Raw genomic sequence first — 14,861 nt, forward strand, 5'->3', positions numbered from 1 at the left:
CCTTGTCCTGATTTAAATTTAATTCACTATATCGAATGAAGAGTGGAAATGCCTGTGCTGCGGGTGTTGCACATAGGTTTTCAGGTAGCCTCCACCGTGCGGCAAAGGCTATCTGAAAAATACTAGCACACCGCCGCCAGCTCGGTTTTCTCAATCTCTTCCACCCAGAAATCCGCGCCCATACCTTGCTCGGCGAACGAGCCGATGAGTGTGAACACTTGGTCGGAGAAGCCTCCGATGTTCAAGATGTCGCGGCGGTTTTGCGCCTGTGCGGTGGTGTAGGGCTGGATATCCAAGCAGACGAGTTTGGCTTCGGGGCAGCGTTGTTTCAGGATGTCCCATTCTTTCATCAGGCCGGTTTTGCCGCCCCAATGTTGTTCGCGGTCTGCCCAGCTTTCGTTGTCGGACACGATGACGACCAAATCCACATCGGCTTTTTCGCGGTTCAATATGGCGAGCGGTGCGCTGCATGCCGTTCCGCCGCCGCCGATATTGGCGAGTTTTTCGGCGTTGGTCATGATGCTGTCGCGCGGGTTGAGCTGCACGTTTACCGTGATTTGTTCAAACGGTATTATGCGGGCTTGCGGGTTGGTGCGTAACATGGCGGCGGACACGAGCGCGGCGATGTCGATGCAGCGGGTTCTGCTGGTCGCGCTGCCGCGATAGCCGGTAACCGGGCTGTGCATGGAGCCGGAGACGTCCGGGCAAACCACGACTTTACCTCGGATTGCCGGTACGTTTTGTACGGCGGTTTCCATCGCGTCTTGCAGCGCTTCGCGGATTTCAGACGGCATCTGTTCGGATGTCGCCTGATATGCGGTCAGCAATTGGTAAGGCAGGACGCGGGCGCGGCGGATGGCGGCTTTGTCGCGCAGTTTTTCTGCCACCATTTTGATGTTTTTGCTTTTCGCAAACACATCGTGGCGCAGGAAGGTGTTCAGGTTTTGACGAACCTGCTGCCATGAGCCGTTACGGGCGATTTGCGCCCAGTCGCCGCTGTTCAATTCCAAGGCAGTGAGCATTTGGAAGGGGACGTCGGGCAATGCGCCTTGGCGGCTTTGCTTGTAGTCTTCAAAGGCGCGGGTGATAGGCGGCAATGCTTCGCGGTCGTGCGGTTTGCCGATGAGCCACGCAAACCAGGCGGCGCGCCATGCTTCACGCGGTTTGGGGTGTACCATTTTGACCACGTCCGCCAGCGACGGGGTGTTGCCGATAGCGGCGTTCAACAATTGTTTTTCGGTGGCGGTCAAAAGCCAGGTCTGCATCAGTTTTTTCGGACGGTTGCCAAAGGATTTTCTGCCGACCGCGCCGCTTCGGATGATTTGTGCGAAGTTGCGCAACATTTTACCGTTGTCCGCCACTTGGTCGAATACGCGGGCAAGCATGTTCACATCTTTTTGCGCCAACACGGCAAGCAACAGCGCGGGCATGTCTTTCATGAAACCTTTTTGACGGGCGTACACGGCGGTTTTGGCGATAAACTCGGCATCCAGGTTTTTTGTTAATTCCAATACTTGCTCCAGCTGGTTTTGCGCATCGGCGTAGTAAGTGCTGTTCAGGCAGCCGGTGGCGGCAAGTTGGGCGAGCTGTTGTTTGGGTGTCAGCGTGTAGGCGATGCCTCCTGCTTCGTTACGGGTATTGGCGGCGGTCAAACGGGTTTTCATGGATTGGAACAAGGTGGTGTTAGCCATTTTTCATTTCCTTTCGTGTTGTTGTTTTTAGGGTTTCAGGTAGCCTGAAGAACTGTTCAGACGGCCTCGAATGGGTGGCAGCGCGGCGGCTAGTATTTGAAGAGATACGGTTTTTTAACGTGGAAGGTTAATGTAATCCCTTCAGGCATCCGCCTGCCGCCGTAAAAAGGGGGTACGGCGGGCAGCTAGGTTTTTGGGAAACAGCCGATGCTCTACCAACTGAGCTACCCGCTTGGAGCGGGGCAGGACTCGAACCTGCGACCAATGTAGTTTCCAAGGCATTTGTTTTTCCATGCCGCGAAAAAAGGTGGGCGGCTAGATTGGCAGGATTTCGCCGTTTCCGGCGGCGGGAATCGAACCCGCTGTTTCCAGACAATGTAATCCTGCCGGCATCCGCCCGTAGGGGGCACTTTGGCAACTAGAAGTGGAGAAATTGTTACGCGCTCTATCCTCTGAGCTACTCTGCCATCGTTGGCGGCAGAGGCGGGATTCGAACCTGCGACCTCGAGCTTAGTAGGCTGTAATTCCTCCGGCATTTGCTAGGGTGCTTGGTGGCTATATTGCAATAGCTGTGCCAAATATGAGGAAAATGGCAAAAATTATTTTTAATTGATTGAAAATAAAGAAAAAATATTTTCAGGTAGCCTTTTGCTATGGAAGGAGTAGAATGCTAAAAAATATCTAAAAAGATAGAAAGATAGAAAATTGAATAGTAGAAAAAACGTCGCCATCAGCTTTCTCGGCACGGTATTGGACAGCGGTTTCGGTCAAGGGCGTTGGCAGAAGTGGCGGCCGAACATCGCCATGAATCAGCGCCAGGATTTTCATATTGACCGCATGGAGCTGTTTTATGCTGAGAAATACCGCGATCTGGCGGATCATGTAAAAGCCGATATTCAAGACGTATCGCCGCACACCGCCGTCAATCTTGTGCCGATGGAGCTGGAAAACCCGTGGGATTTTTCCGAGGTTTATACCAAGCTGCACGATTGGGCGGCGGGCTATGCGTTTGATACGGAGGAGGAAACCTATCTCACACACATCACCACGGGTACGCACGTTGCGCAAATCTGCCTGTTTTTATTGGTGGAATCGCGCCAAATCCCCGGTGTGCTGTTGCAGACTGCGCCGCCGAAAAATCAAAAACGCAGCATGGCGGCCGGCGATGTCGGCCGCTATGAAATCATCGATTTGGACTTGGCGCGTTACGACGTGCTGGCCGAACGCCTCGCCGCCGTGCGTGATGACGCGGTGCGCTACCTGAAAAGCGGCATCTCCACCCAAAACGCCGCCTTCAACCGCATGATTGCCGAAATCGAACAAGTCGCGCTGCATTCCCCGTCGCCGATATTGCTCTCCGGCCCTACCGGTGCGGGCAAATCGATGCTGGCACGCAGGATTTTCGAGTTGAAAAAAGCGCGCCACCTGATTAAAGGCGAGTTTGTCGATGTGAACTGCGCCACCTTGCGCGGCGACGGTGCGGCTTCCGCCCTGTTCGGACACAAAAAAGGCGCGTTTACCGGCGCGGCGGAAAAGCGCGAAGGCTACCTGAAAACCGCCGACGGCGGCGTGCTGTTTTTGGACGAAATCGGCGAATTGGGCTTGGACGAACAGGCCATGTTGCTCAAAGCCATTGAAGAAAAACATTTTTATCCCGTCGGCAGCGACAAGGAAGTGCAAAGCAGCTTCCAGCTTATTGCCGGCACCAACCGCGACCTGCGGCGGGAAATCCGCGCCGGACGCTTCCGCGAAGACCTGTTCGCCCGCATCAATATTTGGAATTACCCGCTGCCCGCGCTCGCCGACCGCCGCGAAGACATCGAACCGAACATCGAACACCAGCTCGCGCTCGCCTCGCAGGAGCTCGGCCACGCCACCCGTTTCAATAAAGAAGCCTTGTCCGCCTACCTTGCCTTCGCCCATTCAAGCGAAGCCCGATGGCGCGGCAATTTCCGCGACCTTGCCGCCAGCATCATGCGCCTGGCCACGCTTGCCCCGCAGGGCAGGATACAGACCGAATCGGTTGAAGCCGAAATAGGCCGTCTGAAATGGCTGTGGGCGGACGAAACGGATGCGGACGATGCGGAAAACCCTTTTGCAAACCGGTTTTCAGACGGCCTCCCCGCCAAAATCGATGCCGAAACCCTCGACCTGTTCGACCGCGTCCAACTGCAACACGTCATCGCCGAATGCCGCCGCCACCCCAATATGGCCGCCGCCGGCCGCGCCCTGTTTAACGTATCGCGGCTGGAACGCGCCACCGCCAACGACAGCGACCGCCTTCGCAAATATCTGCAACGCTTCGGGCTGACTTGGGCGGATGTGTCGGGGTGAGCCGATGGTGTCGGCTAGCAAGCGAAAAAGGCTACCTGAAAATTCTGCGGATGCAGTTTCAGGTAGCCTTTTTGTGTTGGCCGTTTCACGGTAATGCCTAAACCGTTTGCATGGTATGGGTGGAGCGGGTTGGGCATGGCTGCTCGGCGCAGGTTGGCGGAAGCAGCCGAAAATTAATACTAAGATTTTCAGGTAGCCACAAGTGCTTACAGCAAGCCGGCCAGCTTGGGGTTGTTTTCCTTCGGCACCGGGCGCGGGTTGCCTTGGGCATCGATGGCCACATAGGTAAACATGGCTTCGGTTACCAGCTCGCGGGTTTCGGTAACGTGGTCGTTCATCAGGGTTTTCACCCACACTTCGAGTTTCAGTTGTAGCGAGGTGTTGCCTACGCGCACACAACGGCCGTAGCAGCACACCACGTTGCCGACTTTCACCGGCCGGATAAAGTTCATTTCTTGCGCACACACGGTGGCGATTCGGCCTTGGGCGATTTCGGCAGCCAAGATCCCGCCGCCCAAATCCATCTGCGACATAATCCAACCGCCGAAGATATCTTGGTTGGGGTTGGTGTCGCTGGGCATGGCTACGGTGCGCAGCAGGAGCTCGCCTTGCGGCTGGGTGTACGTGGGCGTGTTGCGGTGTGGCATGGTCTAATCCTTGAGTGGGATGGGGAAGGGCGTATTTTACGCTGTTTTCGGTGGGCGGGAAGCGGGGCGATGCGGATGATGAAGCTGAGGAGGCTCTATAGCGTGGTTGATATTTTCAGGTAGCCTGAATAGCTTGGGGCTACCTGAAAATATTGGCTGAATGGAACGGAGTGAAAACCAAGCTGCCGGCTTAGTCTATGCTGCGGGCGGAGTATTCGTGTACGGCATCCACCAGCGCCTGTACGTTTTCCGGGTCGGTGTGCTGGCTGATGCCGTGGCCGAGGTTGAAGATATGGCCGCTGCCTTCGCCGTAGCTGTGCAAAATACGGTGTACTTCGGCGCGGACGGATTCGGGCGTGCCGAACAGGGCGGCAGGGTCGAAGTTGCCCTGTAGCGCCACTTGGCTGCCCACGCGCTGCCGTGCCTGACCGAGGTTTACCGTCCAATCCAAGCCGAGCGCGTCGGCGCCGCTTTTGGCCATCAGTTCGAGCCATTGGCCGCCGCCTTTGGTAAACAGGATAACGGGCACGCGGCGGCCTTCGTGTTCGCGGGTGAGGCTGCTGATGATTTGGCGCATATAGGCCAGGCTGAATTCGGGGAAAGCGGCGTCGGAAAGCAGGCCGCCCCAGGTGTCGAAAATCTGCACGGCTTGGGCGCCGGCGGCGATTTGTTCGTTCAGATAGGCGGTTACGGCTTGGGTGGTGATATTGAGGATGTGGTGCAACAGCTCGGGGCGGCGGTAGAGCAGGGCTTTGATTTGGCGGAATTCCTTGCTGCCGCCGCCTTCCACCATATAACAGGCGAGGGTGAAGGGGCTGCCGGCAAAGCCGATTAGCGGCACGCGGCCGTTCAGCGCGCGGCGGATGGAGGAAACGGCGTCGAATACATAGCGCAGTTTAGCCATATCGGGCACTTGCAGTGCGGCAATGTCGGCTTCGTTTTGCAGTGGGCGGGCAAACTTGGGGCCTTCGCCTTCGGCAAAATAGAGGCCCAAGCCCATGGCGTCGGGCACGGTGAGGATGTCGGAAAAGAGGATGGCGGCATCGAGGCCAAAGCGGTCGATGGGCTGGAGGGTTACTTCGGTGGCCAGCTCAGTGTTTTTGCATAAATCCAAAAAGCCGCCGGCACGGGCGCGTACGGCGCGGTATTCGGGCAGATAGCGCCCGGCCTGGCGCATGAGCCATACCGGGGTGTGGGAAACAGGCTGTTTGGCTAGGGCGCGCAGGAAGGTATCGTTTTGCAGGGTGGTCATGGTAGGGTTTGTGTGGTGTGGATAAAAAGCGAATCATAGCACAGGCAGGGCGGGGAATTGGGGCTACCCGAAAGTGTGGTTCCAATGAATTGAAACATCATGCTGTATAGTTTCTATGCAGCTAAAACTTTCAGGTAGCCTCTTGTTAAAACTGCTTTTCCAATTCCACAAACACTTGCCGGCTTTTGCGTTCTGCCCACACATGGCTGCTGCGGGTGTGTTGCCAAGAGAAATTCAGCTTCGGGGTGAGGCCGAGGATGGTCCAGTTTCGGTGCCACAGTGAAGCGGAGTATTGGATTTCACGGTCGCGGCGTTGTTCGTGCGGGAAGCCTTGTGGCGTGATGTTTAGCGCGGTGCCGCGGAAACGCCGTTCGGCGAAGGATACGTTGAGTCGGGTGGAGAGGCCGCCCAGTGCGTCCCAATCGTGAATCCAGCCGGCAGCGATGCCGTGGCGGCGGTAGGCGGCATTGTTCGGTTTGCCGCTCAGGGTAGATTGCTCCGGCAGCATCTGGTTGAAATTCAGCCCGGCATACAGTGTGTTGCGCGCTGTGGCTCGCCAGGCAAGGGAGATGCTTTCGCCCAAATACCAGCCGTTATACATTTCTGCTTTGGTATCCATCCGATAGTGCTGGCGGTAGGCATCCAGTGCGGTGTGCAGCTGCCAGCGCGGGGTGAGCAGGCGGCTGTATTCCGTGCGCAGCCCGGGGGCGTGCGCCCACATGTGCATTTTCAGCGTGTGGTTGTTTTGCGGTTTGCGACCATCCCAATTGTCGGTACCGCTGAGCTGGAATTGGTAAAACGGCATCACCAACAGCCGCTGCCGCGCATCCTGCCAGAGCCAGCCCGCACCCAAACGGCCGTAGGCGCTGTCGTAGGTCGATTTGTTGCTCCAATAATAATTGGTGCCGCTCACATCCAGTTGCACGTGCAAGTTATGATGCCCGGCCAGCGGCTGGTTTTTCGCCACACCCAGGCTGTAAGCCACGCCCACAGCATCTTCTGCGCGTTCGCGGCTGCAACCGAACGGGCTGCAATGCGGCGGCGGTGCGTTGTTCACATTGTTATCAAACGAGGGCGAAAGCCCGCCGCTCCACTGCCATTGCTGCTGTTTGGCAATATGGTTCAGATAATGCTGCACATTATTCTGCACTTCCGCCGGCACCTCCTGCTCGCTCCGCACAGTTTCAAATAGCTGTGCTGATTCGCGCCATTGCTTATCTTCTGCCAGCATGGCCGCCAAATCCAGGCGGATGCGCACATCCTGCGGCTCTTCTGCCGCCAGTTCCCGATAAATTTGCACTGCACGCGCATAGTCGCCCGCATATCTAGCCTGCATGCCTTGTGCACGCTGCAGCAACACCATGTCTGGCTGCGGCGTTTGCGCATACAGTGAAGTCAAATCCGCCAACAATTCCGGCTGCGGCGGGCCGTTTAACACCTGCACCAGCATCCGCGCCAAGAGCTGCGGCCGTGCCAGCAAATCCTGCTGTGTAAGCACCGGCGCGGCCTGCTGCCCATCTTTGGCTGCAGGCATTTGCGCGTTGTTTTCCAACTGTCGCAGCCACTGCTGCTGCCCCGTTTGCAAAAAACGCTTCTGATCCTGTTCCGGCGTTGTATTGCCCCAACTGTGTTGCGCTGTACACAACGTAAAAATAATCAGAAGCGCACTCGTTTTCATCTGCATATGATAAATAATTGTTTGAAAATAATGAAATATAATAGATAAGGTTTCGTTAAGTTTAGATATTTCGTGCAAATAAAGCAGTTTTCTTATTTATATAAATGAGATATATTACCATTCTTTTTAACGAAGGCAGGATTTAAGTAAGCATGAAACACCTGATTTTATCTTTGTCTGTGGCTGCTGCGTTGGCAGGATGTGCCGGCAGCGGCGGGGTAACCATTCCAGACGGTACCGCTCCCATACCGCCGCTGACTCCGGCCGACTCCAGCAAAATCCTTGGCCCGGCCAGCACAGGCGAAACGCCCACCACCTTCCAAACCGGTAACGGGCAGCTGCGTTATGTGTCGTGGTATGTGGAGTATTGGGGCACGCCGTCGTCTGAAAACAAATTCATCTATCAGGCGCCAAACGGTAAAAGTTATGCCTTTGATGGGTTCACTAATCCGCCAAGATTCTCCAGCCGTTTTACGCCCGATAAAAACCAACCCACCAAGATGGAGCCGCAAACCTCAAGCGATGGTAACAAGCTGCTGGTGTGCTGTGAAAACGGTGATGCTAATTTCCCCGCAGGCTACCTGCAGTCTCTGCGTTATGGCGCATGGATTGGCGCCGACGGGCAAACCGATCTATTCGCTGGCGGCATATTGGCCGACACGGCGGATATGCAGAAACGTGGTGGCGCCACCGCACCCACCGGCAAAGCTACCTACGAAGTTTGGGCCTTCCGCGTGAAAGACGGTTCGGTTGTGGCCTCTTCCTATAACACTGATACCAACCCTGCCAAACGGGTTAATTCTTTGCTAACCGTTAATTTCAACACCGGGAAAGTGGGTGGCACGATTAAAGGCAATGCCGATTTTGGTGCAGACATCGATTTCAACGATGTTACTGTAAACGGTAATACCTTCAGCGGCACAGCCTCTTCCGGCGGGGTGAGCGGCCAAGTGAATGGTGGCTTCTACGGTAAGAGCGGTTGGTACAACCCGGCCGGTACGGAAATCGGCGGCAAGGTTACTTTCAACGGCAACCGCAGCCTCGACAGCGTATTTGGCGGTTCAGCCACCGATACTCGACGTGACCCCAATAGCACCGCCACAGATTTAACTCCCGTTAATCCCTAATCCTATTTTCAGGTAGCCTTTATTTCATTTTCAATTCGCTAACAGAATCATGAAAACACATATCCATCAACACCGGCCAAGCATTTTGTTCTTGGCTCTGTGCAGCATCTTCTCTGCTCCGATTTGGGCAGCGGGCGAAACGGACGATGCCGGTTCCGCCCAATTGGAAACCATCGAAATCCAAGGTCGCAGGCATGCGCCGCGCCAGCTTGGCCGCGAACGCATCCGCCGCGAGCAGCTGGATAAAGAAATGGTGCAGGACATCCGCGATATGGTGCGCTACGATCCCGGCATCAGTGTGGCCGAAGGTGGCCGTGCCGGCTCCAACGGTTTCAGTATCCGCGGCGTGGATAAAGACCGCGTGGCTATCGTAGTGGACGGCCTCGACCAAGGCGAAAGCCGCTCTTCTTCTGCTTTCCAAGAACTATTTGGCGCATACGGCAACTTCAACACCAACCGCAACGCTGCCGAATTGGAGCACATGAGCGAGGTAACCATCAGCAAAGGCGCTGATTCTATCACCGCCGGCAGCGGCGCATTGGGTGGCGCAGTGATTTATCGCACCAAATCGCCGCGCGATTATGTGGATGAAGATAAGCCATACCATGTCGGCATGAAAACCGGCTATCTGAGCCGCTCCGAACAATGGTTGGCCAGCATTACCGCTGCCGGTCGGCTGGGCGGGTTTGATGCCTTGGTGGTGGGCACTGTGCGTAACGGGCACGAAACCAAAAACCATAAAGAAGGCCAAAACGTCAATCTGCGCTTCAATAACAACTACCAATTTGGTAATACAACATATAGCGGCGTGGCACGCGGCACCCCCGACCCGCAAAACACTGAAGATCATGCCGACCTGTTCCGCCTCGGCTATCACTTCAACGACAGCAACTATCTGAGCGGTATTTACGAAACCTCCAGACAGGATCGGGAAACGGATGAGTTCTCTAATCTGTTTGGTGCTTATGACAGCACCAGCTACCGCTACCGCCAAGACGTGGCCTACCGCCGCCGCGTTGGCTTGGAATACGAAAACCTGCTGGAATGGGGGCCGTGGAACAAGCTGACAGTGAGCCTCGACAGACAGAAAATCCGCATGACCACCCTGACTTGGGATATTCCCAAGCAAGATTACATTCAACGAATGGGGCGGAATGCCGAAAACTATTTCATCCGACGCAGCCTGAATTACGATACCGACCAATTCAAAGTGGCTGCCGAAAAACATTTCGATTTCGGCAAAAGCCTGACGTGGGATATGGCCTACGGCGTGGGAGGATCGCGCAAGCGCAACACCAATAGCAACACCAGTTATTGGACATACGTTTTCTATCCCAACCGCCTGGCTTCCGACCGTGATGAAAAAGAATTCTTGGTCAGCACTCAATCCAATAACACGAATCTTTATTGGAACAACACCCTGCGCTTCAGCGACCGCTTTAAGCTGAACCTCGGCGTGCGTTACGACCGCACCAAAATGCACACACTGGATACGGAAAGTTTCAATCCCGACGTGAAAGGCCAGCTTGAAGCCAAAGGCCTGTGGAACCAACAGGCACGCTTCAGTTCGCCCAGCTATGTGGCCGCATTGGATTGGAACATCAGCCCGTCGGTCACCCTGCAAGGCAAGTACAGCACCGGCTTCCGCGCGCCCACCACCGATGAAATGTGGTTCTATTTCCCCAACACCCTGTTTTATGTCGAACCCAATCCGAACCTGAAGGCCGAACGTTCCAAAAACGTTGAGCTGGGCATCGATGTGCACGGCAACTGGGGGCATGTGCGCCTTTCCGGCTACCGCACCCGCTACACCGATTTCATTGATTTCGTGAACCGCGGCTACAAAGAGGTGATGACCTGGGACTACACCAGAAAAACCTTAAGCAACCGCGAATACGCTGACGTTTACCAAAACGTGAACCGTTCTCAAGCCGAAATTAAAGGTTTGGAGCTGAAAGCACGCTGGAATCTCGATAGCATCGGCCTGCCCGCCGGTATGTACACCACCTTGGCCGCGAACTACACCAAAGGAGAAGCCGACGGCAATATCCCGATTAACGCCATCCAGCCGTTTAACGGCGTGATCGGTATCGGTTACCAGCAGCCGGATAACCGTTGGGGCGTGGATTTGAACGTTAGCTATTTTGCGCGCAAAAAACCGGAAGACACTGTCGCATCCTACGACAATACGGGCAGGGTTTTCCCTTATGCACGCCACAGCAGCAATATCTGGTTGGTAGATTTAACCGCCCGCTACCAGTTTAGGAAACATGTAACGATTAGCGCGGGCATTTACAACCTGTTCAACCGTCATTACTACACTTGGGAAACCCTGCGCAGCATTCGCGAATTCGGCACAGTAAACCGTGTGGATAACTGTACCGACCGAAGCGGCGTTGCCCACCACGATGGCTGCGCCCATGCCGGCCTTGAGCGTTTCAGCGCACCCGGCCGCAATTTCGGCCTTATTATCGAAGCCAAGTTTTAAACCTTGGCAGTAAGGAAACTGTTTCAACTACGTTGAAGCTTATGTTTTCAGGTAGCCTCTGCACTTCTTTGGAGGCTACCTGAAATTGATGTTAGCAACACACCTAAACAAGGAAAACAAACCATGCAAGATATCCCGTTCAATCAATATCTGAAAGAAAACTGCCGCACCACCCACGACAGCGTGGACGAGCTGGTGATGTCGGTTAAACCTTTTGACAACACCGAAAACTACATCCGCTTCCTACAGCTGCAAGCCGTGTTCCACAAAATTGTGGACGACATCTACAAAAACCCGCAGCTCAACGAAAAAATCACCGGCCTGGCCGAGCTTGCCCGCTACGATGACGTCATCCTCGACCTGCAAGATCTGAACGCTGCCGAAAAAGCCGTTTCCCTGCCTATTCCCAAACCGGAAGGCGCAGAAGCATTGGGCTGGCTCTATTGCGCCGAAGGCTCCAACGTGGGTGCCGCCTTCTTGTTTAAAGATGCGCAAAACAACCTCGGTTACAACGCCGAACACGGTGCCCGCCACCTCGGCCCGCACGCCGACGGCCGGGGCAAACACTGGCGCCGTTTTGCCGAGCAGCTGAACAATCTGGACATTTCCGATAGCGAACGCAAACAAGCCCTGCAAGGCGCACTCACCGCTTTTGCCTTCTACAAAAAACTGCTGCGCGAAATCTTCGAATTGCCCGAAGCCGCGTAAGGCTTGATAGCCGTTTTCGGCACAACAAAAGGCTACCTGAAAGTTTCAGGTAGCCTTTTGTTGTGTTCCCCCTTATGCGGAAGCCTGCAAAATCTTGCCGATGATTTCGCCGCCGTCTTTGGAGAGGGCGGGGTTTTCGGCGAGTTTTTGCAGCTCGGCGCGCATTAGGCTGCGGCGCTGCGGTTCGAGCTGGGCGCAGATGTTGAAGGCTTGGGCGAGGCGGGCGGCGATTTGGGGGTTGAAGCGGTCGATGCACCCGATTTGGTCGGCGAGGAAGGCGTAGCCGCTGCCGTCTTTGGCGTGGAAGTGCGGCACGTTGCGGCTGAAGCTGCCGAGCAGGGCGCGGGCTTTGTTGGGGTTTTCCAGGCTGAAGGCGAGGTGTTCGAGCGCGGCGGCCACTTGCGCGGGGGTGTCGGCGCGGTGGCTGGCGGCAACCAGGCTGAAGTATTTGCACATCACGAGGTCGTCGCTGTGGAATTTGGCGGCGAATTGTTCGAGCAGGCAGTTGCGCTCGGGGCGATCGTTGTGGTTGACGGCGCTGAGGATGCCCCATTCGTGGGTCATATTGTGTGCCATTTGGCTGTAGTTGGCGGCCACTTGGTCGATGTGCTCGGGGCGGGCGCGCAGGATGAAGGCGCGGCAGGCGTTGCGCAGGGCGCGCCAGCCGGCTTGCTGCGGGTGGTATTCGTAGGGCTCGGCCAGGCCGGATTGCTCTTCTTCCATACGGCGAGCTTCGGCGTTGAGTGCGGCGAATTGTTCGGCAAAGTGCGTAGCAATCAAATCGAGCAGGGCTTCGCGGGCGCGGTGGACGATGAGTGGATCGATGTTTTGGCGGCCGGCCCAGAGTTCGGCTTCGTTGGGAATGGCGAGCAGGGCGGCTTGGAAGGCGGCGCTGATATCGGCACGCAAAACGTAGTCGATGGCTTGCAGCAGGGCGCGGTGCTCAGGCAGGGGGCTACCTGAAAGCAGGGCGGCTTCGTTGGCAGCGATGGCGCGGCGGTAGAGGGTTTGCGCGGCTTCCCAGCGGGCGAAGGGGTCGCTGTCGCAGGCGAGCAGCACGGAGAGTTCGTGCTCGCTGTAGGCGTAGTGCAGGTTTACCGGAGCGGAGAAGCCGCGCAGCAGGGAGGGGACGACTTGTTGATGGTTGCCTTCAAATTGCAGGGCAACGGTTTCTTCGGCCTGGCGCAGGGTGAGCACGGCTTCGGTTTGCTCCTGTACGCTTTCAGGTAGCCTGAAGGGGATGGGCTGGCCGAAGGTGTCTTCGTCGGCGCTGAACAGGGCGATTTTGAGCGGAATCATCATCGGCTGTTTGGCGGCCATATCGGGGGTGAGCGGGATGTTTTGGCGGATGTTCAGCACGAAGCGGTTGCCGGCTTGCAGGCTACCTGAAACCTCCAGCACCGGCGTGCCGGCCTGGCTGTACCACAGGGCGAATTGCTCGAAATCGAAGCCGTTAGCATCGGCCATGGCAGCGCGGAAGTCGTCGCAGGTAACGGCTTGGCCGTCGTGGCGCTGGAAATAAAGCTTCATGCCTTTCTGGAAGCCCTCTTCGCCGAGGAAGGTGTGATACATGCGCACCACTTCGGCGCCTTTTTCATACACGGTGAGGGTGTAGAAATTGTTCATTTCCACATAGCTGGCGGGGCGCACGGGGTGGGCGGTGGGGCCGGCGTCTTCGGGGAACTGGTGGGCGCGCAGGAAGGATACGTTTTCAATCCGGCGGACTTCACGGCTGGCGCGGTCGGCGGAGAATTCTTGGTCGCGGAATACGGTGAGGCCTTCTTTGAGCGAGAGCTGGAACCAGTCGCGGCAGGTAACGCGGTTGCCGGTCCAGTTGTGGAAGTATTCGTGGGCGATCACGCCTTCCACGCGCTCGAAATCGGCGTCGGTGGCGGTGTGGCTGTCGGCCAGCACGCAGGCGGTGTTGAAGATGTTCAAGCCTTTGTTTTCCATCGCGCCCATGTTGAAGTCGCCCACGGCCACCACCATGAAAATATCCAAATCGTATTCGAGGCCGAAACGGGTTTCGTCCCAGCACATGGCGTGTTTGAGTGATTCGATGCCGAAGCGCACTTTGCCCGCATCTTCGGCGCGGGTGAAGAATTCGAGTACCACTTGGCGGCCGCTTCGGGTGGTGAAGCTGTCGCGGGTGCACACCAAATTGCCGGCCACGAGGGCGAACAGGTAGCTGGGTTTGGCGAAGGGGTCGTGCCATTCGGCCCAGTGGCGGTTGTCGGGCAGCGTGCCGTGGCCGGTGTGGTTGCCGTTGGAAAGCAGCACGGGGAAGCGGGCGCGGTCGGCACTGATGCGGGTGGTGTAGATGCCCATCACGTCGGGGCGGTCGGGGTGGTAGGTGATTTTGCGGAAGCCTTCCGGTTCGCATTGGGTGTAGAGGTTGCCGCCGCTCGCGTAGAGCCCCATCAGGGATTTGTTGTGGTGCGGATAAAGGCGGGTGGCTACGCTTAGCTTGAAGGGCTGGGCGGGAACATTCGGGATGGATAGGGTGTTGTTTTCTAAAGTGTAGGTGGTTTCAGGTAGCCTTTGGCCGTTGAGCTCGAGGGAAACCAGCTCGGCCGAGCCTTGCAGCACCAATGTGCCGTTGGCATCGGGCTGGGGCTCGATGGAAAGTTCGGCGGTAACGGCGGTATGGTCGTCATACACATCGAAATTTAGGCGGATGTGCGGTACCAGATATTCGGGGGCGCGGTAGTCTTTGAGGTAGTGTGCGGTTTGCTGAGGCATGGCGGGCGGCCTTATGGAAGAATGGAAAGCGGGTATTTTAGCGCAAAACGGGGCTGGGTTTTAGCTTCGCAGAAACTCAGCTTCGGCTGCACCGAAACATCGTTTTAGATGTAGGTTGGGTTAGGCTGCAAGCCGTAACCCAACAATCGGATACTCTTTGTGTTGGGTTACGCCTGTGGCTAACCCAACCTACT

General features: G+C 56.4%; 9 protein-coding genes. 4 read left to right on the forward strand and 5 right to left on the reverse strand.

Translation table 11 applies throughout. The features are described from left to right. Positions 1-122: 122 nt before the first annotated feature. Positions 123-1,691, reverse strand: a complete 1,569-nt coding sequence (locus HMPREF2796_RS07340; RefSeq protein ID WP_070632455.1) for a TROVE domain-containing protein — start codon at positions 1,689-1,691, stop codon at positions 123-125. A gap of 705 nt (positions 1,692-2,396) precedes the next feature. Between HMPREF2796_RS07340 and rtcR the strand changes: the two genes are divergently transcribed. Further along, positions 2,397-4,025: an RNA repair transcriptional activator RtcR gene (rtcR, locus tag HMPREF2796_RS07345; RefSeq protein ID WP_070632458.1), complete on the forward strand. Its 1,629-nt coding sequence runs from the start codon at positions 2,397-2,399 to the stop codon at positions 4,023-4,025. Positions 4,026-4,231: 206 nt separating this feature from the next. Here rtcR and yciA read toward each other — a convergent pair whose 3' ends face one another. From yciA to HMPREF2796_RS07360, 3 genes are all read right to left on the reverse strand, one after another. Continuing rightward, positions 4,232-4,672: an acyl-CoA thioester hydrolase YciA gene (gene yciA / locus HMPREF2796_RS07350; RefSeq protein ID WP_070632461.1), complete on the reverse strand. Its 441-nt coding sequence runs from the start codon at positions 4,670-4,672 to the stop codon at positions 4,232-4,234. A gap of 190 nt (positions 4,673-4,862) precedes the next feature. Beyond that, entirely contained in the window at positions 4,863-5,924 is a 1,062-nt protein-coding gene (gene hemE / locus HMPREF2796_RS07355; protein ID WP_070632464.1) for a uroporphyrinogen decarboxylase, read from the reverse strand. 145 nt (positions 5,925-6,069) lie between these two features. Beyond that, complete coding sequence (locus HMPREF2796_RS07360) at positions 6,070-7,458, reverse strand: porin family protein (protein WP_246826842.1); 1,389 nt, start codon at positions 7,456-7,458, stop codon at positions 6,070-6,072. Between the two features lie 296 nt (positions 7,459-7,754). On the opposite strand from HMPREF2796_RS07360, the gene HMPREF2796_RS07365 reads away from it, so the two are divergent. The 3 genes from HMPREF2796_RS07365 (at position 7,755) to HMPREF2796_RS07375 (ending at position 11,925) form a co-directional block, all read left to right on the forward strand. Beyond that, complete coding sequence (locus HMPREF2796_RS07365) at positions 7,755-8,729, forward strand: Slam-dependent surface lipoprotein (protein WP_070632469.1); 975 nt, start codon at positions 7,755-7,757, stop codon at positions 8,727-8,729. Positions 8,730-8,778: 49 nt separating this feature from the next. Further along, positions 8,779-11,217 (forward strand): TonB-dependent hemoglobin/transferrin/lactoferrin family receptor, encoded by a 2,439-nt coding sequence (locus HMPREF2796_RS07370; protein WP_070632472.1) that lies wholly within the window; start codon positions 8,779-8,781, stop codon positions 11,215-11,217. A 123-nt stretch (positions 11,218-11,340) separates the two neighbouring features. Continuing rightward, positions 11,341-11,925, forward strand: a complete 585-nt coding sequence (locus HMPREF2796_RS07375) for a biliverdin-producing heme oxygenase (protein ID WP_023886397.1) — start codon at positions 11,341-11,343, stop codon at positions 11,923-11,925. A gap of 72 nt (positions 11,926-11,997) precedes the next feature. Here the strand turns inward: HMPREF2796_RS07375 and pepN are convergent, their stop codons facing one another. Next, on the reverse strand, positions 11,998-14,667 hold the full coding sequence (pepN, locus tag HMPREF2796_RS07380; protein ID WP_070632475.1) for an aminopeptidase N: 2,670 nt from the start codon (positions 14,665-14,667) through the stop codon (positions 11,998-12,000). Positions 14,668-14,861: the final 194 nt, after the last annotated feature.

The sequence above is a fragment of the Eikenella sp. HMSC071B05 genome (assembly GCF_001811325.1).
Classification (GTDB): domain Bacteria; phylum Pseudomonadota; class Gammaproteobacteria; order Burkholderiales; family Neisseriaceae; genus Eikenella; species Eikenella corrodens.